Origin of the sequence: Paenibacillus aurantiacus, assembly GCF_042431225.1 — a bacterium.
Lineage (GTDB): Bacteria > Bacillota > Bacilli > Paenibacillales > Paenibacillaceae > Paenibacillus_Z > Paenibacillus_Z aurantiacus.
Map to the genome: position 1 here is coordinate 372778 of NZ_JBHMDO010000022.1, position 21244 is coordinate 394021.

At 60.2% G+C, this 21244-nt stretch carries 18 protein-coding genes; 10 read left to right on the plus strand and 8 right to left on the minus strand.

The window, feature by feature from the left end:
* Window positions 1-4: 4 nt before the first annotated feature.
* Both ilvN and ilvB read right to left on the minus strand, forming a co-directional pair.
* On the minus strand, window positions 5-532 hold the full coding sequence (gene ilvN, locus ACFFSY_RS13200; protein ID WP_377494577.1) for an acetolactate synthase small subunit: 528 nt from the start codon (window positions 530-532) through the stop codon (window positions 5-7).
* Window positions 529-2316, minus strand: coding sequence for a biosynthetic-type acetolactate synthase large subunit (ilvB, locus tag ACFFSY_RS13205; protein ID WP_377494579.1), 1788 nt, complete (start codon window positions 2314-2316; stop codon window positions 529-531). The genes ilvN and ilvB overlap by 4 nt, the downstream gene beginning before the upstream one ends.
* A 158-nt stretch (window positions 2317-2474) precedes the next feature.
* On the opposite strand from ilvB, the gene ACFFSY_RS13210 reads away from it, so the two are divergent.
* Window positions 2475-4592: an AAA family ATPase gene (locus tag ACFFSY_RS13210; RefSeq protein ID WP_377494581.1), complete on the plus strand. Its 2118-nt coding sequence runs from the start codon at window positions 2475-2477 to the stop codon at window positions 4590-4592.
* 512 nt (window positions 4593-5104) lie between these two features.
* Here the strand turns inward: ACFFSY_RS13210 and ACFFSY_RS13215 are convergent.
* From ACFFSY_RS13215 to ACFFSY_RS13225, 3 genes are all read right to left on the minus strand, one after another.
* Window positions 5105-7054 carry a glycoside hydrolase family 15 protein gene (locus tag ACFFSY_RS13215; RefSeq protein WP_377494583.1) on the minus strand — a complete coding sequence of 650 codons (1950 nt, stop codon included), beginning with the start codon at window positions 7052-7054 and terminating at the stop codon, window positions 5105-5107.
* A gap of 6 nt (window positions 7055-7060) precedes the next feature.
* On the minus strand, window positions 7061-8089 hold the full coding sequence (locus tag ACFFSY_RS13220) for a LacI family DNA-binding transcriptional regulator (RefSeq protein WP_377494585.1): 1029 nt from the start codon (window positions 8087-8089) through the stop codon (window positions 7061-7063).
* Between the two features lie 109 nt (window positions 8090-8198).
* Window positions 8199-8477, minus strand: coding sequence for a hypothetical protein (locus tag ACFFSY_RS13225; protein WP_377494587.1), 279 nt, complete (start codon window positions 8475-8477; stop codon window positions 8199-8201).
* Between the two features lie 185 nt (window positions 8478-8662).
* On the opposite strand from ACFFSY_RS13225, the gene ACFFSY_RS13230 reads away from it, so the two are divergent.
* The 5 genes from ACFFSY_RS13230 to ACFFSY_RS13250 all read left to right on the plus strand — a co-directional run bounded on the left by ACFFSY_RS13230 (window position 8663) and on the right by ACFFSY_RS13250 (window position 14453).
* On the plus strand, window positions 8663-9985 hold the full coding sequence (locus tag ACFFSY_RS13230) for a sugar ABC transporter substrate-binding protein (protein ID WP_377494589.1): 1323 nt from the start codon (window positions 8663-8665) through the stop codon (window positions 9983-9985).
* Between the two features lie 117 nt (window positions 9986-10102).
* A complete protein-coding gene (locus ACFFSY_RS13235) occupies window positions 10103-11413 on the plus strand; it encodes a carbohydrate ABC transporter permease (RefSeq protein WP_377494591.1) in 1311 nt (436 codons plus the stop codon).
* Window positions 11410-12249: a sugar ABC transporter permease gene (locus ACFFSY_RS13240; RefSeq protein WP_377494593.1), complete on the plus strand. Its 840-nt coding sequence runs from the start codon at window positions 11410-11412 to the stop codon at window positions 12247-12249. The genes ACFFSY_RS13235 and ACFFSY_RS13240 overlap by 4 nt, the downstream gene beginning before the upstream one ends.
* 7 nt (window positions 12250-12256) lie before the next feature.
* Window positions 12257-13912 (plus strand): alpha-amylase family glycosyl hydrolase, encoded by a 1656-nt coding sequence (locus ACFFSY_RS13245; protein WP_377494595.1) that lies wholly within the window; start codon window positions 12257-12259, stop codon window positions 13910-13912.
* A 277-nt stretch (window positions 13913-14189) separates the two neighbouring features.
* Window positions 14190-14453: a YczO family protein gene (locus tag ACFFSY_RS13250; RefSeq protein WP_377494597.1), complete on the plus strand. Its 264-nt coding sequence runs from the start codon at window positions 14190-14192 to the stop codon at window positions 14451-14453.
* A gap of 94 nt (window positions 14454-14547) precedes the next feature.
* Here ACFFSY_RS13250 and ACFFSY_RS13255 read toward each other — a convergent pair whose 3' ends face one another.
* Both ACFFSY_RS13255 and ACFFSY_RS13260 read right to left on the minus strand, forming a co-directional pair.
* Complete coding sequence (locus ACFFSY_RS13255) at window positions 14548-15267, minus strand: hypothetical protein (RefSeq protein ID WP_377494599.1); 720 nt, start codon at window positions 15265-15267, stop codon at window positions 14548-14550.
* A gap of 418 nt (window positions 15268-15685) precedes the next feature.
* Window positions 15686-17440, minus strand: coding sequence for an alpha-glycosidase (locus ACFFSY_RS13260; RefSeq protein ID WP_377494601.1), 1755 nt, complete (start codon window positions 17438-17440; stop codon window positions 15686-15688).
* A gap of 456 nt (window positions 17441-17896) precedes the next feature.
* On the opposite strand from ACFFSY_RS13260, the gene ACFFSY_RS13265 reads away from it, so the two are divergent.
* The 4 genes from ACFFSY_RS13265 (at window position 17897) to ACFFSY_RS13280 (ending at window position 20378) form a co-directional block, all read left to right on the plus strand.
* Entirely contained in the window at window positions 17897-18472 is a 576-nt protein-coding gene (locus ACFFSY_RS13265; protein ID WP_377494603.1) for a TetR/AcrR family transcriptional regulator, read from the plus strand.
* A gap of 165 nt (window positions 18473-18637) precedes the next feature.
* On the plus strand, window positions 18638-19027 hold the full coding sequence (locus ACFFSY_RS13270; RefSeq protein WP_377494605.1) for a DMT family transporter: 390 nt from the start codon (window positions 18638-18640) through the stop codon (window positions 19025-19027).
* A 129-nt stretch (window positions 19028-19156) separates the two neighbouring features.
* Window positions 19157-19480: a DMT family transporter gene (locus ACFFSY_RS13275; protein ID WP_377494607.1), complete on the plus strand. Its 324-nt coding sequence runs from the start codon at window positions 19157-19159 to the stop codon at window positions 19478-19480.
* A 79-nt stretch (window positions 19481-19559) separates the two neighbouring features.
* Window positions 19560-20378 (plus strand): serine/threonine-protein kinase, encoded by an 819-nt coding sequence (locus tag ACFFSY_RS13280; protein WP_377494609.1) that lies wholly within the window; start codon window positions 19560-19562, stop codon window positions 20376-20378.
* 136 nt (window positions 20379-20514) lie between these two features.
* Here the strand turns inward: ACFFSY_RS13280 and ACFFSY_RS13285 are convergent, their stop codons facing one another.
* Window positions 20515-21129 (minus strand): DsbA family protein, encoded by a 615-nt coding sequence (locus ACFFSY_RS13285; protein ID WP_377494611.1) that lies wholly within the window; start codon window positions 21127-21129, stop codon window positions 20515-20517.
* Between the last annotated feature and the right edge of the window lie 115 nt (window positions 21130-21244).

Below are 21244 nucleotides of genomic sequence, written 5' to 3' on the forward strand. Positions count from 1 at the left end.
GCGCTTATTCGGGGAGGGCGGCAATCATGCCGCTGCGGGTAACTTGCCGGACATGGGGGGTTAGCTTCTGAAGTAGCTCGTCGATGCGCCGAGGTTCGCCGGACGTCTGGAGCAGAAGCGCGGCTGGGGATACGGAGACGAGCTCGCAGCACCCGCAGGCGCTAAGTTCCTGAACGCGCGATATCGATTCTTCGCAGGCTTCCAGGCGAATGAGCGCGAGTTCCCGCTGGATGGCGTCTTGGGAAGGAAGCTGCGCGATGTCCAGCACGTCGATCAGCTTATCGAGCTGATACGCGATCTGGCCGGCCGAGGCATGGACGCCCTGGGCGGTCTGCAGCGTGATGCGGGCGAAGCCGCGGCGTTCGCTGCCGCCGACCGCGATGCTGTCGATGTTGATGCCCCGGCGGCTTAATAGCGTGCAGACGCGCTGCAGGACGCCTGGACTGTCGACGGCGAGCAGGGAGAACAGCATGCCGTCCTCCGCATGCCGCCGATCCGGGGGTTGGCCCGTGGATAGCGGAGCGGGATTCATGGCGTCTTCCCTCCTTTCGGTTCGAGGATGCCGGGCACCTCGGTAATCATATCCGTCAGCGAACCGCCTGCTCGGATCATCGGCAGCACAAGCTCCTCCGGGTCGATCCAGAAGTCGAGCAGGACGGGGCCGTCGTGGGCGAGCGCCTCCTGCCAGACGCGCTCGGCTTGCGCCTTGTCCGAGGCGCGATAGCCCTTGACGCCGTAAGCCTCCGCAAGCTTCACGAAATCGGGGCTGCCGGACAGATCGATGTGGCTGTGGCGGCCTTCGTAGATGACTTCCTGCCATTGACGGATCATGCCGAGCGTGCGGTTGTTGAGCACGACGATCTTGATCGGGAGGCGGTGGAGGCTGCAGACGGCCAGCTCCTGGGCGCACATCTGGATGCCGCCGTCGCCGTTGACGGAGACGACGAGCGCGTCCGGCCGTGCGATCTGCGCGCCGATCGCGGAGGGCAGTCCGAAGCCCATCGTGCCCAACCCGCCGGAGGTCAGGAAGGAGCGCGGATGCTCGTACGCGCAGAATTGCGCGGCCCACATCTGATGCTGGCCGACGTCGGTCGTGACGATTCGCCTGTCGGCTTCGGTGCGGTTGATCAGCCCCACGACGAATTGAGGCTTCAGTCGAGCAGGGTCATCGTCGTCGTAGCGGAGCGGCTCTTCCTCGTTCAGCTGCCGAAGGCTCGCCAGCCAGGGCTCGTAGGCAGCGGGGGAGAAGCTGTCGCTATGGCGAAGCAGCATGGCGAGCACGGCGCTAACGTCGGCTTGGACCGATAGCCGCGCAGGGAGGATTTTGCCGATCTCCGCCGCGTCGATATCGACGTGGATGATGGCGGCGTCGGGCGCGAAGCCGGACAGCTTCATCGTGACGCGGTCGTCGAAGCGGGCGCCGAGCGCGAGCAGACAGTCTGTCGCGATCAGCGCGCGGTTGGCGGCGACGCTGCCATGCATGCCGGGGAAGCCGATCCAGCACGGGTGGCTGGCCGGGAGGCCGCCGAGCCCCATCAGCGTCGTGACGACTGGAATGCCGGCCGCTTCGGCGAAGGCGGCCAGCGCCTCCGACGCCTCGCCGTGCACGATGCCGCCGCCGGCGAGAATGACGGGGCGGCGCGCTTCGGCGAGCTTGGCGGCAATCGCCTCGACCGTCGCGCCGTCCGGTTCCCCGGGCAAGCGGTAGCCTGGGAGATCGACCTCATCGGGGAAGACGAAGTGCGCCACCTGTGCGGAGACATCCTTCGGGATATCGATCAGCACGGGGCCTTTGCGTCCGGTGGATGCGAGACGGAAGGCTTTGCGCACGGTTGCCGCGATATCCGAGGCCTGACGGACGAAGAAGCTGTGTTTGGTGACCGGCATCGTCATGCCGACGATATCGGCTTCTTGGAACGCGTCGGTCCCGATCTGGTCGGTCGGGACGTTGCCCGTAATCACGACGAGCGGGACCGAGTCCATGTAAGCGGTGGCGATGCCGGTCACCAGATTGGCTGCGCCCGGGCCAGACGTGGCCAGACAGACGCCGGTGCGGCCGCTGGCTCGCGCATAACCGTCCGCGGCGTGGATGGCGCCTTGCTCATGCCGCGCTAGCACATGGCGGAACTGCTCATTGCCATGCATCGCGTCATAGATATAGAGCACCGCGCCGCCCGGATAACCGAAGACGCATTCCACGCCTTCGAGCAGGAGCGAGCGCAGCAGGATTTCGGAGCCGCTGAGCGGCCCGGGCGTCTTCAGCCGTTCAAGGGCTGCGGCGTCGCCGGCCAGAAATTCAGTATAAAGGGAATGCATGATCGCAGATCCTCCGTTCGTTCGTAAGCTAATGGCGGGTTCCCTCTAGCATACAGGCCGCGGGGGCGGGCCGGGCAGTGTACCCTAGTATCGAAAAGACTACACGCCGGTATCGGTCTGTAGTATACTGTGACGAAAATCCGGTAGAAGGTGATGGCATGCGAGGAGAAAGCGGCAAGGCGTTGACGTGGGGGGATTCGTTGGCGGACTGGGAGACGCGGCTGCTGGTCGGCCGCCAGCGCGAAACAGACGCATTCCGGGCATTCTTGCGCGGCGGGAACGACCTCGGCGGCTTGCGCATGCTGAACGTGACCGGCGCGGCCGGCATGGGCAAGACGCGTCTGCTCGCCGCGTGGCGGACGGTCGCGGAGGCCGAAGGCGCGCGCTGGCTTCGCGCCGATGCCGGAGAGCACGCCGTGGCGGACGATTGGCTGCGGCAGCTGCTGCGGGCGCTGGAAGCGGCGCTGCCGGAGGACGCGGCGCGGCGCGGCCTGGCCGAAGCCCGAAGCGTCGGAACGGAAGCGCTCATGGAGCGGGCGCTGGCGCTGCTCGCGAAGCTGTGCGAAGAGGACGCGCGCGCGGCTGCGGTCTTGCTGGCGATCGACTCTTATGAAGCGGGAGGTGCATTGGATCGGTGGCTCCGCGATACGATGCTTCCCCGCCTGCCGGCGCGTCTGCTCGTAGTGTCGGCCAGCAGACAGCCGATCCGGTTGTTCGCGCGGGAGCCGGGATGGGGGCGATTATTAGGTACGCTTACGCTTCGCAACCTGTCAGAAGGCGACGTTCGGCTATTCGCGCAGCGGCTCGGGCTGAGCGGGGAACGCGGCGAACGGCTTTGGCTCGCGTCCAGGGGCCATCCGCTTACGATGGCGCTCGCCGCGGAGAGCACGCTCCGGCACGGCGAGGCCGATCCTCCGGCGGGAGCCGCCGAGCTGCTGGAGCGGGCCGTGCAGGAATGGATGGCCGAACTGCCGGACGAAGAGACGCGCGAAGGGTTGATGAACGCCGCGCTGATGCGCTCGTTCCAGCGGGAAAGCTTGTCCGCCGCGATGGGGCGGCAGATCGGATGGTTCGCCTTCGAGCGGCTGACGGGAAGCTGGGCGGCGGAGCGCGCAAGCTGCGGCTGGACGATCCAGCCGCAGCTGAAGGAAGCGCTGCGCGCCTTGTACAAGCGGACGACTCCCCTGCAATATGAGGAAGCGAGGGTGCGTGCGGCCGCCTACGTATTGGAAGTGCTGCGCGAACGCGGAAGCGGAGGCGAGGGCGCGGCGGGCCGCAGCGGAGAAGCGATGTCGGAGCTGCTCTATTATGCGGAGCACCCGATCCTGCGGGCGCATTATCATGCGGGAGAGTCTTCCACTTACCGCTGGGTGGACCTCGAAGAGCGTCTGCTGCCGCTGGCCGCCGCCTATCTCGAACGCCGGCGCGAAGGCGCGGCGGCGCAAGCGGTCGCCTGCGCCGATCCGGCAAGCGGCGGCGTGTTCCGCTATGCGCTGTCGGCCGAGCAAAGCGTGCTGCGCCTTGCGGGCATCGGCGCAGAGGAGCTGCGTGATCCGCGAGCGGTCCGCAAGCTGCTGCTGACGGAGACGGGCGAAGCCACGGGATTGGCCATCATCTGGCCGATCTCGCCGGCAACGGAGAGCCTGCTGCGCGGCAGTCCCTTTACCGCCGCTTACATGAAGTCGAGGACGTCCGGCGATCTGGAAGAGTTGTATAACGGGCGGAGCGCCTTCATCCGCACGATCGACGTGGCGGAACTGGCGGATGACGGACTGCGCCACGCGTCTTTCCGGATGCTGCTTGACTGCCTGTACGCCTACACGACGATTGCCGCGTCGCCGCCTCCGCTGGCGTTCTATACAGACAGCCATCGCAGCGTCGGGTTCGAGAAGGTAGCCGATGCCCGGCATGGGGCTTACGGGGCGGAGCATGGGCTGGCGGATGTCTACGAGCTGCGGCTCGCGGGAGAGGAGTTCGTTCGCTATGCTTCCCGCATGATCGGCCTCCCTGCCGAGCGGGTCGCCGTCTCCCGCGCTGAGGCCGCGGCCGCGGAGCCGGCGAACGGGCCCTTCGCCCTGCCGGCCCCGCAAGAGCCGCTCACGGAGCGGGAACGGCAAGTGGCGCTGTTGTTGGCAGAGGGGAGGACGCTCGCGGAGATTGCCGGCTCGGTTTTCGTCAGCGTCGTCACGGTCAAGAAGCACGTCGGCGCGATCTACCGCAAATACGGCGTCTCGAACCGGGCGCAGTTCATGGGCGTTCTACTCCAACGAACCTAAAAAAGCCTGCAAGGGCAGGCGGCGTATAGCCGCGCTGCACCTTGCAGGCTTGCTTGTTGTTGAATCAAAACGTAAAGCGTGTCCCCCAAAGCGGACGAAAGCGAAGGTCGGATGGGTGATAGACTGATGTCTTCGATACTGACATTAGAACCCGCTGAAGCTTTGTCCGCCCGGACAAAAGCGTGCCCAGTTCGAAGCAACCCGCCCACCGCGAACAAACGCATCCCCGCGAAGAGGGTGTCCAGAGGGCGAAGTCCTTTGGTTCCCCTCCGCTGGAGGGCAATGCCGTCAGGTTAAGCCCGTCAAGACGGTGGAGGAGACTGCTTAAGCCATCCGCGCCTGCAATAACGACGCCACTGTCGTTATTGCTCGTCCGCAGGCCATCCGCGCCTGCAAATAGCGACGAATACATCCTTCATTGCAGGCGCGCGCATATTTCACCCGAACGTTTCCCCTTAACCTGACAGCATTGCGCTGGAGGGGGAAGGGGCGAGGGTAAGGGCGAAGCCTTTTTACAATCTCCCTTTCTCGGCCAGCATGAAGATCGTCAGCACGAACATCGCGTGCGACCAGGTGAGCGGCACGACCCAAGCGGTCTCGCCCGTCGCTTTGTCCACTTGCTCCGGCAGCAGGCCGGTATGCGTGCGGTGGTCCATCGCCCAGCGCAGATGTTTCTTTGCTTCGTCGTATTGGCCGTTCGCGATCCGGTAGTGGGCCAGCCAGAGCGTCGTCAGCACCCAAGGGTTGCCGCCCGCGTACGTGTCATCCTCGTAGCGCTTGATGCCGCCTACGCCCGGCATCGTCAGCTCGCGCTCCACGACGTCGGCCGTCTTCTGCATCCGCGCATCTTCCGGCGCCACGGCGCCGAATGGCACGGAGATGCCGAGAAGGCTGATGTCGATGACCGGATCGTGCTGCACATGATGCGTCACGTAGCCTTTAGCGGTCGTCTTCGTGAACACTTGCTCGCCGCGCTCGGCCGCCTCGTGGTACACGTGCGGATAGACGGTGAGTTTAAGCGCGCGGTAGAAGCTGTCGCGTGCTTCATTGAAGCCGTGATCGGAAAGTCCGGCCGACACCTGGCTCGCCGCAGCCGACCATTCGGAGGCGAGATCAGCCTTGCCTTGGAGTTCCGCGAACGACGCCGCAGCGCTCAGCCCGCCGAATACGGCAGCGGCCGAATACGTGTGTTCCGCCTCGCGCTCTTCCCACAGATCGCGGCTCGGACGCGGAAGGCCCGTCTCCGGATCGAGGGTCGTGACGAGGAACGCGGCGCCCTTGGCGACCGCCGGCCATACGCGATCGGCGAAGTCGCGGGAACCGGTATGCTTATAATGCTCCCACATGCCCCAGATCAGCGATGCGCCTTCGTCCAGCTGGATCCCCCAGGATGGCGCCAGGCTGCCGTCGTGGAAGTGGCGCTGCTGCCAGGAGCCGTCCGGATCCTGCGCGGTGAGCGCCCAATCGTAGAACCGGTCGGTCAGGCTGCCGAGGCCCGCTTTGTCCAGCGCGGTCGTGATGAACGCCGCGTCGCGTCCCCAGCAGTAGGAATAGCCGCCGCAACGGGTGAAGTTCTCGTCGAACTCCGGCGCCGCGACGATGCTGCCCGTCTTCTCGTCGGACATCAGCTTGAACATGAGCAGGGAACGGACGTACAGGTCTTTGATCTCCGGGTCGTCGGTCGGGCAAGGCGTGGCCGCGGCGACGAATTCATGCCAATATTGCGAGGTCTCGGCGAACCACTCGTTGGAAGGCTTGGATTTCGCTTTCGCAAGCGCCGCGAGCGATTCGAAGCGGTCGTTGCCTGCCGCGATATAGACCGGAATGGTAACCGAAGCGCCCGGCGCCAGATCTGCTACTTTCCAGCTGAGGCTGCCGTCGGTCGTCATTTCGATCACGCTGCCGCGCAGCGCGCCGGTGTCGGCCGCTTCCCACGCGAAGCCCGCCTGGAAACCTGTGCAAACGTTTGAACTACCGATTGAAAAAAAATACCGGTGACGGTAATGGACGATCGCGTCAGCCTCTTCATCGAAGAAGACGGTGTTGTATAGCTTGTTCTCGGTGATGTTGAATGACGAGTAGAACATGAACTGGAACGAAACCGGCTCGTCGCCCGTGTTCGTGAACGTATAATCGCGCACGTGAAAATCTTCGCCCGGTACGGCATAATCGACCGTGACCGCCGTTACCGGCAGCGAGCGGTGGCTCGCCGTCACGCGGAAAATATTCGTGTCTTGCACGTAGGCCGCTTCGTGCGTCCAGCCGTAGTCCGGCTCATCGAACCACGACGTGCCGCCCAGCCCGTTCTCGAAGAACAGGCCGCTGCGAATTTTGTCCACATGCTGCGGGAAGTCGATGTTCGGCCACCATAGACGGTACATGCGGCCGGTATTGCCGAGAGAAGCGAGGAAGCGGGAATTGCCCGTAATCGCGTCGATCAGGTAAGGTTTGTCGTTAATCAACAGAACTCACGTCCTTCTGGTATTAGGTTGAATGGAAGATTCGCGCACGATCAGCCGGTGCGGAATGACGATTTGGTTCTGCGGCAGCGGCTCGTCATGGACGGCGCGCAGCAGCGAGTGCGTCGCGGTGTAGCCCAGCTGGTACGTGCCGATGTCGATCGAGCTGATCGGCGTCGAAGCCAGCTCCGAGAGCGGGATGTTGTTGAAGCTGACCAGGCTCATGTCGCCTGGAACGCTGTAGCCAAGCTCGGTCAATCCGCGCAGGACGCCGAAGGCGAGCAAGTCGTCGAACACGACGAGCGCGGTCGGGCGCTCGGGCAGGCTCATGAAGAAGGACATCGCCCGGAAGCCGCTCTCCTGCAGAACGTCACCTTCGACGATCCACTCCAGCCGGCTCTCGAGGCCGGCTTCTTTAAGCGCCTGCAAGTAGCCGATCTGCCGGTCTTGCGAGACGACCAGATTCGGCGGGCCGCTGACGAAGCCGATCCGCTCGTGCCCTTGCGCGACGAAATGGTTCGTTGCTTCGTAGGCGGCCTGCACGTTGTTGTTGTCTATAGATATGATGTCCGGAAACTCTTCGCTTCGGCCGATTAGCACGAATGGAAAGTTATGCTGCTTCAGAAACTCGATGACGGGGTCGTTCTTGCGGGAGGAGAGCAAAATCAAACCGTCGACGCGGCCTCCGCGCACCAGGCGCGAAATCGTCTCCAGTTCGTCATGATCCGACGTGACCGTCGTCATGAGCATGTCATAGCCGGCTTTCGTCGCTTGCGTCACGATCCCTCGGATGAGCTCGCCGAAGAAGAAGTTCAAAAACAACTCTTCAGCCGGCCGAGGAAGCAGAATGCCGAGCGTCTGGGTCGTTTTCGACACAAGGCTCTTGGCCATTATGTTCGGATGATAGCCAAGCTCGTCCATGATCTCTTTAACCTTGCGCGCCGTCTCCGTGCTGATTCTCGGGTTGCCCGAGACGACCCTGGAGACGGTGGAAGGCGAGACGCCTGCGATTTTAGCCACATCTTTGATGGTTACCATAGTATTAATCCCCCGTTAGTGCAAACGTGTGCACAAGGTAGTCCTCTAATATATTTATGTTAAACGAGCATGAAGAAGATGTAAATAGTGAAAATGGCTGCAGCGACTTTCATGCAAAATTGTGATTTTCTTCGAAAAAGAGAGGAAAACGAAGCATTTCAAAGAACGTTCCGAGATTTTTCGCCCAGACGATACGTGCAAACGTTTTCCCAAAAACGAGTGCGTGTTGTATGATAACAGCATCGGTAAAACGCTTTCTTCCATAGGTTTCTCGCTGAAAACGATTTCCGAAGACTTTTTTGTCGAAAAATGCACAAACGTTTGCACAGCTTGTGCATGTTCCGAGGCCTGCTGCGGTAGAGCTTTTATCCTCTTTACGATCTGCCACTTAACCGAGGTTTATTCCCCCGGTGTCCTCCAATCGGCAGATTTGTAAATTGTGTAATGGTTCGGCAGTTTTTCGGGGACGCTACGGAGGAAGCCTTAAGACATGAGGCGGCCTAGGGAGACAAGCAACTTTCCGGCGCATGCGCGCCGGGCCAAAGAGAACAGCATTCGAAAGGGGTTTCTTCAATGAAAAAAGGCATCGCTCTGGTCAGCGTGCTGGCCATGTCGCTGACGCTGGCTGCATGCGGCGGTACGAACAACGAAGGTACGAACAACACGGGCACCAACGCTGGCACGACGAACGAAGGAACGAACGCGGGCGGCACGAACAATGCGGGCGGAGAGACGGCTGCGGAGCTCGTACCGGAAGAAGGCGCGTCGCTGCTCGTATGGGAAGCGAAAGAAGAGCGTCCTTTCGTAGAGCAAATGGCAAAAGAATTTAAAGAAAAATATAACGTTGACGTGCGCATTGAAGAAGTTGGCGCGGGCGACCAAGTCACGAAGCTGACGACAGACGGCCCTGCGGGCATCGGCGCTGACGTCGTATTGTTCCCGCACGACAACCTCGGCCGCGCGGTATCCGCAGGTCTGGTTCTGCCGAACGATACGTACGCAGAGCAAGCGAAAGCCGAGAACGCCGAGAATGCGGTATCGGCCGTTACCTATGACGGTGTGCTCTACGGCTACCCTCGCTCGGTCGAGACATACGCGATGTTCTACAACAAAGATCTGATCGCGACGCCTCCGACAACGTTCGACGAAGTGAAAGCATTCGCGAAAACGTTCAACGATCCAAAAGCGAATAAATACGCGTTCATGTGGGATATCGGCAACTTCTACTTCAGCTATCCGTTCCTGGCTACTACGGGCGGTTATGTGTTCGGCGGCGGCGGTCAAGACAAAGCCGACATCGGCCTGAACAACGCTGGCGCAGTTGAAGGCGCTACATACTTCAAAACGCTGAAAGACGAAGTGCTGCCGCTGAAATCCGGCGACGTGAACTACGACATCAAGAAAGGTCTGTTCACAGGCGGAACGCTTGCGATGAACATCGACGGTCCTTGGGCGATCGGCGACCTGAAGAAATCCGGCATCAACTTTGGCGCTGCGCCAATCCCTAGCATCAACGGCAAGCAATCCGTCTCGTTCTCGGGCGTTAAAGCTTGGTATGTCAACACGTTCACGAAATACCCGAACGCAGCGAAACTGTTCGCGCGTTACGCTTCGACGAAGGAAGCGCAACTTGCCGACTTCAAACTGACCGGCGCGATCCCTGCGAACAACGAAGCTTCTTCGGACCCGGCGGTTTCCGGCGATGAGCTGATCAAAGCATTCGTCGAGCAGTTCAAGAACTCGCAGCCAATGCCATCCATCCCAGAGATGGGCAACGTCTGGACGCCAATCGGCGCGGCGCTCTCCGACATCTGGAACGAGGGCAAAGATCCGAAAACATCGCTTGATAACGCGGTGAAGCAAATCCAAGACGCGAACGCTGCACAAGGTAGCTAATCCGTCCGTTCCGCTGACAACCATACTAAATAACACGCTGCCCGCCCCTCGTTCTCGAGGGGCGGGTGACGTGACATAAAGAGAAAACTGACAACAACGGGAAAGGAGCTGGGAGGGATGCATAGGCATCGTAACACGGCAACGGTATTATCCGTCCTGTCCATGGGACTCGGACAACTCTACAACCGCCAGTTCTTGAAGGGACTTCTCCTGCTGCTCGTCGAAGCCGCGGGCTTACTGTATTTTCTGCCGCGTCTTGGGGAAGCGATCTGGGGCGTCGTTACATTGGGCGACAAACCGCTTCATATGGAGAAAATCGGGGGCAAAATGGTCCCGGTGGCGGATCACTCGATCCAACTGCTCATCAACGGCTTGATCGTCTTGCTCATTCTAGGTATTTTTATTTGGATTTATATTTCCAACGTCAGGGATGCGTACCGAACCGGTAAGCACCGCGATGACGGCGGCACTCCCGCATCGTTCAAGGACACTATGCATTTCACGCTCGATAAGCGGTTCCCGCAGCTGCTCTTGACGCTGCCGGGCATCTCGATTCTGTTCTTGACGATCATGCCGATCATCATGGCGATCCTGCTGGCATTTACAAACTACTCGGCTCCTAACCACATTCCGCCGGCTAAGCTTGTCGATTGGGTCGGATTCCAGACGTTCATCGATTTAATCAGACTGAAGACGTGGAGCCACACGTTCTACGGCGTCTTCACCTGGACGGTCATCTGGGCGATTATCGCTACGGTTACGACGTACTTCGGCGGCTTGCTCGTCGCGCTTCTGATCGACCAGAAGGATATTAAGTTCAAAGGGCTGTGGCGCACGATCTTCATCGTGCCTTACGCGATTCCGCAGCTGATCTCGCTCCTGGTCATGCGCAACTTGTTCAACGGCCAGTTCGGTCCGATTAATCAATACCTCGGCTACTTCGGTCTTGGCGGTCTGCCGTGGCTGACGGATCCATTCTGGGCGAAAGTCACCGTCATTCTCGTCAACATGTGGGTCGGTATTCCGGTCTCCATGGTGCTCATCCTGGGCGTCTTGACCGCGATTCCGAAAGACCTGTACGAGGCGGCCGACGTGGACGGCGCGACGCCGTTCCAGAAGCTGCGCATTATCACGCTGCCGTTCGTTCTTTTTGCGACGGCACCGGTATTGATTATGCAGTTTGCGGGCAACATCAACAACTTCAACGTTATTTTCTTGCTGACGAACGGCGATCCGGTCAAAGGCGACTATCAATACGCGGGCGCAACGGACCTGCTCGTCACGTGGCTGTATAAGCTGACGCTCAACCAGAGCAAATTCAACATGGCATCGGCAATCGGGATTATTATCTTCCTGGTCGTGGCATCCCTGTCCATCTGGAGCTACCGCCGTTCCAAATCGTACAAAGAGGAGGACATGATTCAATGAGCCAGAAATCTCGCGGCGTCTTCCGCTTAACGTTGTCCTATATCATCATTTTGTTCTTGGCGGTGTGCGCGCTGTATCCGGCGGTGTGGGTGCTTTTCTCCTCCCTGCGTCCGGGCAGCTCGCTGTTCGCGCCGACGTTCTTCCCTGAGAATCCGACGTTCGATCACTTCCGGGAATTGTTCACGAACCCGAGCTTCCAATACGGTACGTGGTACTTGAACACGCTGAAGATCGCGACCGTCACGATGATTCTCTCGACGCTCTTGACGACGATCAGCATGTACGCGCTGTCGCGCTTCCGCTTCAAGGGGCGGAAGAACATTCTTACTCTGATGCTTATTCTGGGGATGTTCCCGAGCTTCATGAGCATGGTCGCGGTGTATATCCTGCTGCTTCAGCTTAACTTGCTGGATACGCACACGGCGCTGATCCTGGTGTACTCGTCCGGTTCCGTACTGGGCGGCTTTATCGTCAAAGGCTTCTACGACACGATTCCGCGCAGCTTGGATGAAGCGGCACGGATCGACGGCGCGAGCCACTTTACGATTTTCTGGCGCATTATGCTGCCGCTGTCGCGTCCGATGCTGACGTACATCGCGCTGACGACGTTCACCGGCGCATGGGTCGACTTCATCTTCGCCCGCCTCGTGCTCCGCAGCAAAGAGAACTGGACGCTCGCGGTCGGCATGTGGGATATGGTCGCCAACTTCCAGAATTCGAACTTCACGATGTTCGCCGCCGGCGCGGTGCTCATCGCCATTCCGATCATGATTCTGTTCGCCTTCCTGCAGAAGTTCCTCGTTCAAGGACTTACGGCAGGGGCATCGAAAGGATGATCTTCATATGCGCGTGAAAGGCACTTCCGCACGCGCTTGGATCGGGGCTGCGCTTGGCGCAGCCCTGCTTCTTGCGGCGGTCGGCTGTACGTCGAATAACAACGCGGGTAACGCCGGAGACGGCAATCAGGCAAGCGAGAGCGCGAATACAGGCCAGAATGCGGCGAAGAACGGTCAAGCTGCGGTGAAGACGGCTTCGATCGACGAGCAGCCGTCGACCGTCTGGTACGAACTGTTCGTCCGCTCGTTCTACGATACGAACGGCGATGGCATCGGCGATTTGAACGGCGTGACGCAGAAGCTGGATTACTTGAAGGACCTCGGCGTGGAAGGCATTTGGCTGATGCCGATCAACGCTTCGCCGAGCTATCACGGCTATGATGTGACGGACTACTATAGCGTCAACCCGCAATATGGCACGATGGACGATATGAAGAAGATGCTGGACGAAGCGCACAAGCGCGGCATCAAGGTCATCATGGACCTGGTCGTCAATCACACGAGCAAAGAGCACCCGTGGTTCAAGGAAGCCGCGGCCGATCCGAACAGCAAGTACCGCAGCTGGTACACGTTCAAGGACGCTTCCGGGCAATTGCCAGGCGACGGCGCGACAGGCGGCAACCCGTGGCATTCCTCCGGCGGCTACAAGTACCTGGGCGTCTTCTGGGAAGGCATGCCGGATCTGAACTTCGACGAGCCGGCGGTGCGGGCGGAGATGATCAAGGCCGGCCAGTTCTGGCTCGACCAAGGACTTGACGGCTTCCGTCTGGACGCGGCCAAACATATCTATGGCGACTTCAAATCGACGATCAATACGCCGGACGTCCAGAAGAAAAACCAGGCGTGGTGGCAAGAATTCCGCGCAGGCTTGAACGAGAAAAAGAAGGACGCTTATCTCGTAGGCGAAGTATGGGATTCTCCGGTTATCGTCGCGCCGTATTTGGATAAAGCGCTCGACTCCGGCTTCAACTTCGACTTGGCGACGAAGCTGCTCTCCGCGGCCGACACCGAGACGAACCCCGACGTGGCGTTCTCGCTCGATCGGGTGTACGGCATGTACGAGCAATCGTCGGGCGGCACGTTCGTCGACGCGACGTTCCTGGCCAACCACGACCAGAACCGGGCGATGAGCGTGCTGAAGGGCAACCTCGACCATGCCAAAATGGCCGCGGCGCTGCAGTTCACGCTGCCGGGCAACCCGTTCATCTACTATGGCGAGGAAATCGGCATGCAGGGGATGAAGCCCGACGAAGCGATTCGCGAGCCGATGCCGTGGTACGCGGCGAAGGAAGGCGGCGAAGGCCAGACGAAGTGGGAGGCTTCCCGCTACTGGAAGGAAGGCGCGAACGTCGAGACGCAGCTGAAGGACGAGAACTCGCTGCTCGCCTTCTACAAAGAGCTCATCGCATGGCGCAAGGAGCTGCCGGCGCTTCGTAACGGCGGCATCAAGGAATACAAGATCGACAATCCGCAGATCGGCTCGTACCTCCGCGTCACGGCGGACGATCAGGTGCTTGTCGTGCATAACATGAGCGGCACCGAGCAGAAGGTCCAATTGACCGAAGGCGAGTTCGCGGAGATCGCGAAGCAGAGCAAGGAAGGCGCCACGCTGGACGGCGCCGCGCTCGTGCTGCCGGCTTACAGCACGGTCGTGCTGCATTAGAGAGAAACTTGATCGGCGAGCGGTCATGCTCTGGAAGATAAGTCCCCCGAATTGGCGGCTGCCGCGGATTCGGGGGACTTTTTTGTTTGCGCGCGGACCGTTCGCCGAGCGGGCCAAGCGCCACAGGCATGTTTCAGGATGCGGACAATACCTTTATAAGAGAAGGAAGGGGCTAACGCGGCGTTCGCTGAGGAGAGGACGATAACGCTTCAGATAGGGGCGAAGGATCATGAGCTGGTACATCCATTTGACATATAAGCGAAAGGAGACGGACACCATGACGAAATCGAATCGGAACGAGGAGGATATCCAAGCGCAGAAGAGAGACGTCGAGGCGGCAGCGGGGACAGGGCGACGCGACCATCCAGAGCAGTATCCGACCGATAACCCGAGTTTGTTCGACATGTGGGAGAGCGAGCGCAACGTCGATCCGATCCCGGTCGAAGAGCTGAACATCGGGGTGAAGGACGAGCGCCGCAAGACGCATACGAAGGATGAGTCGTCCAGTCCGGACAAGTATCATTCCGGCTTCAAGCAGTAATCTCCGCGCCGCCTGCGCAATCAAGAAGACGCCTCCCGGTGGCGAATGCCAGCTGGGAGGCGTCTTCGTCTTGCGTCGGAGGAGCTGGGGCTCCCTACTCGGTTGCCGTTACTCGGTCCATGTAGGATTCATCGATAATGGCCTTCGGATTGTTCTTCCAATATGTATAAGCGGCATAACCCTTCTCGCCCGCCAGCTTAAAGGCGGCAATCGGCGCGAATCGGCTCTTGGTCTTGTCCAGACGATAGGTGACGAAGGCGTACTCCTTCGTATTCTCGGTGTATTCGACGTTCTGGAACTGGCCGTCGACGCCGGTCGGACGGATGGCGTGGCTAATGCCGTAGCTAAGTCCAAGCACCTTCTTCAGCTTGCCGTTCACCATTGTGAAGATGTTGTAGCTGGAGACCGGACCGCTCTCGCAAGTCGAGAAGACAAGCAGGTTCGGCTTAGCCTTGATCGTGTACACGAACGAATACTTGCCTGTCAGCGGGAAGCTGCCGGGATCGATGATTTCGGCCTTCGACGCGCCTTTCTTGAAATACGCGATGCGGTACTGGTTCATGTACAGGTTGGTGCCTTGCGCGGGGCATGTGGCGGGCTTGGTCTTGATGTTCGTCTCTTTGCCGATCGGATAAACGAACACGTTGTACGTGAGCGAGCCTTCGGTCTGCAAGGTCGAATACCGGCTCTTCTTGGTGTAAGTCGCGACAAGCTTGTCGTACGCGGATACCGCCTTGGTTGCGGCTTCCGCGGGGACGGACAGCCCGAGCATAACAATGAGACAGAGCAGACCCCAAGTCGTCAGCTTTTTCATATCCCTCTCCCTTATCCCATAAGACTTTTACATAATTCGCCATTATTCTTCATTATACCAATATTTCGGGACTGAAGAAATGGGAGGGGAGTAATAAATAAGGACAGCCCCAGGCAATTGGAATGCCCGGGGCTGTCCTTATACTGTCAGGTTAGAGGGGCTGCGCCCTTTTGAGCCCGCTTTGGTTGCTCCCTCCCCCTTCCCCCTCCGCTGAGGGGAACCAGAGGACTTTGCATATGCTTTCGAAGTCGTTTTCCATTCGGAAAACGTTTACCTCTGGACTCCCTCTTCGTGCTGACTACGTGGGTTGTGGTCGGCGGTTAGGCTTGAGCGGGGCACGCTTTTGTCCTGACGGACAAAGCTTCAGTGGGGGTCAAGTCCTTCCACAGACATAAGCGCGGGTAGAGGTTACGGCTATCTAAGCGTCCAGCAGCTGCAGAACGGTGAAGCCGTATTCCGGCAGCGAGAGCGTCACTTCTTTGTTAACTACGCTCACGGTCTCGCCCGTGAAGGCGTTGCGCCATGTGCCGGTCTGCGCTGCAGCCTTGACCGTACGGGAGCGGCCGCCCGCGTTCATCGCGATGATGAAGCGGTCGGATGCCGCTTCGCCTATGCGCTCGTAGACGATGGCCGCATCGCGCGCTTCCGCGTGCAGGAAGCGGATATCCATGGAGCGGAGCGACTGGTGATCCTTGCGCAGCGCAATGAGCGTGCGGTAGAAGCGGAGCAGCTCGCCGTTCTGATCGGCCTCATCCCACACCATGCATTTGCGGCAGTCCGGATCGTGGCCGCCGGTCATGCCGACCTCGTCGCCGTAGTAGATGCACGGCGTGCCCGGGTAGGTGAGCTGGAACAGCGCAGCCAGCTTCATCCGGCGCTCGTCGCCGCTGCACAGCGTCAGCAGGCGAGCCGTGTCATGGCTGTCTAGCAGGTTGAACGCCACTTCGCCGACTTGTTGCGGATACGCGCCCAGCTGCTTGCCGATCGCATTGGCGAAGCCGGCGCCGTCGATTTTGCCGTAAGCGGCGTAATCGAGCACCGCGTTCGTGAACGGGTAGTTCATGACCGCGTCGAACTGGTCGCCCTGCAGCCACATCATGGAGTCGTGCCAGATCTCGCCGAGAATGTACGCATCCTTATTAACGGATTTGACTGTCTGACGGAATTCGCGCCAGAACTGGTGGTCGACCTCATTGGCGACGTCCAGGCGCCAGCCGTCGATGCCGATCTCCTCGATCCAGTATTTCGCCGCGCCGAGCAGGTACTTCTTCACGTCTTCGTTCTCCGTGTTCAGCTTCGGCATGATCGGCTCGAACGCGAACGTGTCGTACGTCGGAATGCCATTCTCGACGCGCAGCGGCCAGTCGCGCACGTAGAACCAGTCGGCGTATTCCGACTGCGCGCCTTTCTCTTTCACGTCGAGGAACGGACCGAACGTCGCGCCCGCATGGTTGAAGACGGCGTCGAGAAGGACGCGGATGCCGCGCTTGTGGCACGCATCGACGAGTTCCTTCACCTTCTCGTTGGTGCCGAAATGCTTGTCGACGCGCATGTAATCCTGCGTATCGTATTTGTGATTCGTCGTCGCCTCGAAGATCGGACAGAAGTAGATCGCGTTAATGCCGAGGTCGGACAGGTAATCGAGATGATCGATAACCCCTTGCAGGTCGCCGCCGAAGAAATTGCTCGGCGTCGGCTTGCCGCCCCACGGCTCGACGTTCGCCGGATCGTTGGACGGATCGCCGTTGGCGAAGCGTTCCGGGAAGATTTGATAGAAGACGGCGTCCTTCACCCATGCTGGCGGCTCGAACACGTCGATCGGGTTGATGAACGGATAGTCGAACGCCTCGAGCGAATGGGCCGGCTGGTTCTTCTCGAATCCTTTCTCGGTCATCCACAGCTTCTTCGTGCCTTTCTCCAGTTGGAAGAAATAGCGCAGACGGCGATAAGGCGGCTTCACGGCTGCTTCCCAGTAATCGAACAGCTCATCCGAGGCGAAAATGCGCATCGGCACTTTGCGGACGGTCGTGTCCCAAGCGTATTTGTCGCCGGCGACGGCAACGACGCGATCCATGTCGCCTCGCTTCGTACGGATGCGGACGTGGATCGTCTCGCGGTCGTAGGCGTACGACCAGTTTTGTTTCGGACGGTGGTAAATGGCTTCGAGCTGCATGTCTATTCACGCTCCTAATCGGTTCGGTGGGGCCTATGCGATGACGCGAGGCGAAACGGCTGTGGCCGTCTTTTAGCGGCGCGCGCGAGTTTCGTTCCGGTGACATAGAGGCTGAAGTATAAGCGTGAAACTTATACTCTCCTATATGGCAAAAAAGGTACAACCTCATATCGGAATAAGAGGTTGTACCTTAGGGTAGCATGGCCTTTAAGTTATGTTTTTATTATAGCATGCCAAGCGCGGTGGTCAAACGGGGAGAGCGGACAAAAGTTTGTGCGATTTTGCCCTGACGCGCCGGAAGTGCGGCAGGGCTCGGACGTTGACAGGGGGGGACTGCGACGTTACAATCATGTGAGACTAACGATCGTTAGGCAGATTCGCCGGGCGTTGCGATAGGCCTAGGGGGCTGCCAATGAACGGCGGATTGGCACACAAGCGTTAATATGGGGGATTCGCATGACGGCTAACAGAATCAAGCAAGCGGCGATGACGCTGTTTACCGAGTCGGGATACGAGGGCGCGTCGTTGTCGGAGATCGCGAAGCTCGTCGGCATCAAGACGCCGTCGATCTACGCGCATTTCGAATCGAAGGAGCAGCTGTTCTTGTCGCTGCTGACGGACGTGATCGAAGAGGAGCGGGGCCGCTTCGCGGCTTTGGTCGCGAATACGGAGGGAATTGCGCCGATCGAGAGGGTGCGCGCCGCATTCGGGTTCTTCAGCGATGCGGACGCGACGAAGGCGCAATCGTTCCTGAAGCGGGCGATCATGGTGCCGCCGCGGCATCTGCGCGACCGGATCCGCTCGGATTTCGCGGCGTACGAGCAATTCCTCGATGAACGGCTGGCCGCGCTGTTCCGGGCCTGCTTGAAGGAAGGGACGGCGGAGGCGGGCGACGTACGAACGCTTACGGCGCTGTTCTACGGCCTTGTCGACGGCTTGATCGTGGAGCAGGAAGCCTATGAAGAGGCGGTCTACCGGGAGCGGCAGCAGATGCTCTGGGCATGGTTCCGGAACGCTTTATTGGGCAGGTAAGCGCTGGCGTTCAGGAACGGTTGACAGCGACGGCTCGCCCTCGAATACGGCCCGCTATGCGCGGCGAGGAGAGTGCGGAAGAAGGCGGGGTTGCACTGCGGCGGAGAGACTTTGCGAGTGCGAGGGACTCCCGCGGTTGCCTCGTGGAGGATAAGGAGGATTACGATGGGTTGGATTTACGTATTTATCGGCGGCTTGTTCGAGATTGGCTGGGCCTACGGCCTGCGGGCATCGGAAGGATTCACGAAGCCGATTCCGAGCGCGCTTACTGTCATTACGCTTGCAATCAGCTTCTATTTGTTCGCCAAGGCGATGCGCATGCTGGAGATCGGCACCGCATACGCGGTCTATACCGGCATTGGCACGGCGGGCACGGCCATTATCGGCATGCTCGTGCTGGGCGAGCCGGCGGATGCGCTGCGCATCTTTTTCGTCGCGCTGCTGGTGGGCGGCATTATTGGCATTAAGCTCATTTCGGATGACGACAAGCCGTCGGGCGAGGAAGCGACGAAGCCGGCAAGCGCCCGGGAAAGCGGCGGGCAGGCTGATCTATAAGGCTTTGGACGTGAAGTGACGCGAGGAGAGTGAGCCTGCCGGGATGATTACAGTGCCGGGGAGCGCTATGGATGGACGACGGCGCAGAACGGTGCGCGTTCGCGAATAGAGGATAAGGAAGGGATCGAGATGGCGTGGGTGTTTTTGCTGCTGTCCGGACTAAGCGAGATGAGCGGCGTGACGTTCATGAAGCTGTCGGAGGGCTTTAGGAAGTGGAAAGGGACGGCCGGGGCGATCGTGTCGGGGATTTTCAGCTTCTATTTCTTGTCGCTGGCGCTGCGAGAGATTCCGATCAGCACGGCATACGGCGTGTGGACCGGGATTGGCTCGGCGGGGAGCGTGCTGCTTGGCATGATGCTGTTCGGCGAATCGCGTGATCGGCGGAAATTGTTATTTATCGCGATGATTATCGCGGGCGTGGCGGGACTTCGGATCGTTGGCGGCGGGCATTAGACCGGGCGCCGGCGGTCTTTCTTTTTGACTGGAAGCCCCTTACAATGGAGGCAGGATAACAGAAGGAGCGCACCGTCAAGTGAGCGAGAAACGCGATTGGGAACGAGAGAAGAATGGCGAAGATCAGGGTCGGAGTGGCGTAAGTCCCAATAAGCCCGAGTGGGATCGTGGCGATCGGTTCGAGGCGCACGATAAGACCGATCGGGATCGGGATATGATGAAAGGGCACGACGATGCGGCAGATGGGGAGGAGCTGAAGCGGTTCATCGAGCGGGACTTGCTGCCGGAGCTGGAACTGGCTAGCGTTAATCCGACAGAGCCGATCGTCGTACGCAAGCAGCCTTCGTCGTGGATCCGGTTGGGCGCGGGTAACTACGCGGGCGTCTTTACGCATCCGAAGCTTGCCGACTGGGTCGTGAAGGTGTACGCGCCGGGGCGCGAAGGATTCGAAGCGGAGACGGAGGTATACCGCCGGCTCGGGGAACATCCTGCGTTTGCCAGCTGCAAGCTGTCCGCCGAAGCGGGCGGCCACCGCTACCTGGTGCTCAAGCGGCTGCGGGGCAAGACGCTGTACCAGTGCATGCTCGACTGCACGCGGATCGCGCCGCGCGTCATCGCCGATATCGACGAGGCGCTCGACTACGCGAGAAGCAAGGGGCTCTACCCGCACGACGTCCACGGCAAGAATGTCATGCAGCACGAGGGACGCGGCATCGTCGTCGACGTCTCCGATTTTCTGAAGACGGAGCCCTGCCGGATGTGGGACGACTTGAAGAATGCCTATCACCGCGTATACGTGCCGTATCTCTCCAAACTGCCGTTCCCGATACCGGAATGGATGATGGATGGCGTGCGCAAAGGCTACCGGCTGTTCCGGGGCAATCGAAAGCAGCGGTAGGGACCACGCCTTGTGACGGCAATCGTGGGCTGCATCCAAGCTATAGGTGTGCCGCATGGGTGGCGATTCGCAATCGAGGGGCAGCCGATGGGTGCCCCTCGTCCCTCTTATGAATCCCATACGACTGGGACCGGCTTCAGGCTTGCGCAGCCCGGCTGATTGCTTGGACCAGCTTGACCGGCGGGTAGGCGCCGGACAGCGCGAAGCGGCCGCCGAAGATAAACAGGGGACCGCCTTGGATACCGAGCCGAGCTGCCCTAGTCATGTCCGCGGCGACGATATCTTCGCCTTCCCCGCGCTTCAGCGCCTCCAGCACGTCGGCTGCCTCAGCTTCAGCCAACGCGGCGATCGCCTCGATCTCCCCGATTGCCGCAATGTCGCGGCCTTCCTCGAAGACGGCTCGGAACAAGGCGTCGATGGCCTTGGGCTTGAGCGGCTCTGGCAGCAGCGCGACGAACCGATGTGCCAGACGCGTATTCGGCATCCGTGTCATGAGGTCGAAGCGCAGCGATAAGCCCGCGGCCGCACCGGCTGCCGCGACCTGGCTTAGCGCCTGCGCCGCCTCGCCGTGCGCCGCATGGCGGAAAGGCATGCCTTCCGGCGGAAGCTTGGGATCAAGCTGATAGGCGCGGTACGTGAGGCGGACCGGCTCGCCGCCTTGCGCGTGCCAGCGGTCGATCGCGCCCGTGAGATTGTGGTAGCCGATACGGCACCAAGGGCAGAATAAATCATAATAGAACTCAATAAGCATGGGATCTCCTTCGCGGCTCGCATGGCGCGGGCGGCGGATTGGCACGCGGCGCGCGCGTCCGTATCGGACGAGCCTATGGCTCCATGCTAAGGCAGCGGCTGATCGACCGCAAGAT

Excerpts from the sequence above, each read along its gene's own strand:
- ACFFSY_RS13230 (WP_377494589.1), top strand. The coding sequence starts at position 8,663 with ATGAAAAAAGGCATCGCTCTGGTCAGCGTGCTGGCCATGTCGCTGACG.
- ACFFSY_RS13265 (WP_377494603.1), top strand. The coding sequence starts at position 17,897 with ATGACGGCTAACAGAATCAAGCAAGCGGCGATGACGCTGTTTACCGAG.
- ACFFSY_RS13255 (WP_377494599.1), bottom strand. The coding sequence starts at position 15,267 with ATGAAAAAGCTGACGACTTGGGGTCTGCTCTGTCTCATTGTTATGCTC.
- ACFFSY_RS13210 (WP_377494581.1), top strand. The coding sequence starts at position 2,475 with ATGCGAGGAGAAAGCGGCAAGGCGTTGACGTGGGGGGATTCGTTGGCG.
- ACFFSY_RS13285 (WP_377494611.1), bottom strand. The coding sequence starts at position 21,129 with ATGCTTATTGAGTTCTATTATGATTTATTCTGCCCTTGGTGCCGTATC.
- ACFFSY_RS13240 (WP_377494593.1), top strand. The coding sequence starts at position 11,410 with ATGAGCCAGAAATCTCGCGGCGTCTTCCGCTTAACGTTGTCCTATATC.
- ACFFSY_RS13250 (WP_377494597.1), top strand. The coding sequence starts at position 14,190 with ATGACGAAATCGAATCGGAACGAGGAGGATATCCAAGCGCAGAAGAGA.
- ACFFSY_RS13220 (WP_377494585.1), bottom strand. The coding sequence starts at position 8,089 with ATGGTAACCATCAAAGATGTGGCTAAAATCGCAGGCGTCTCGCCTTCC.
- ACFFSY_RS13235 (WP_377494591.1), top strand. The coding sequence starts at position 10,103 with ATGCATAGGCATCGTAACACGGCAACGGTATTATCCGTCCTGTCCATG.
- ilvB (WP_377494579.1), bottom strand. The coding sequence starts at position 2,316 with ATGCATTCCCTTTATACTGAATTTCTGGCCGGCGACGCCGCAGCCCTT.
- ACFFSY_RS13245 (WP_377494595.1), top strand. The coding sequence starts at position 12,257 with ATGCGCGTGAAAGGCACTTCCGCACGCGCTTGGATCGGGGCTGCGCTT.
- ACFFSY_RS13275 (WP_377494607.1), top strand. The coding sequence starts at position 19,157 with ATGGCGTGGGTGTTTTTGCTGCTGTCCGGACTAAGCGAGATGAGCGGC.
- ilvN (WP_377494577.1), bottom strand. The coding sequence starts at position 532 with ATGAATCCCGCTCCGCTATCCACGGGCCAACCCCCGGATCGGCGGCAT.
- ACFFSY_RS13270 (WP_377494605.1), top strand. The coding sequence starts at position 18,638 with ATGGGTTGGATTTACGTATTTATCGGCGGCTTGTTCGAGATTGGCTGG.
- ACFFSY_RS13260 (WP_377494601.1), bottom strand. The coding sequence starts at position 17,440 with ATGCAGCTCGAAGCCATTTACCACCGTCCGAAACAAAACTGGTCGTAC.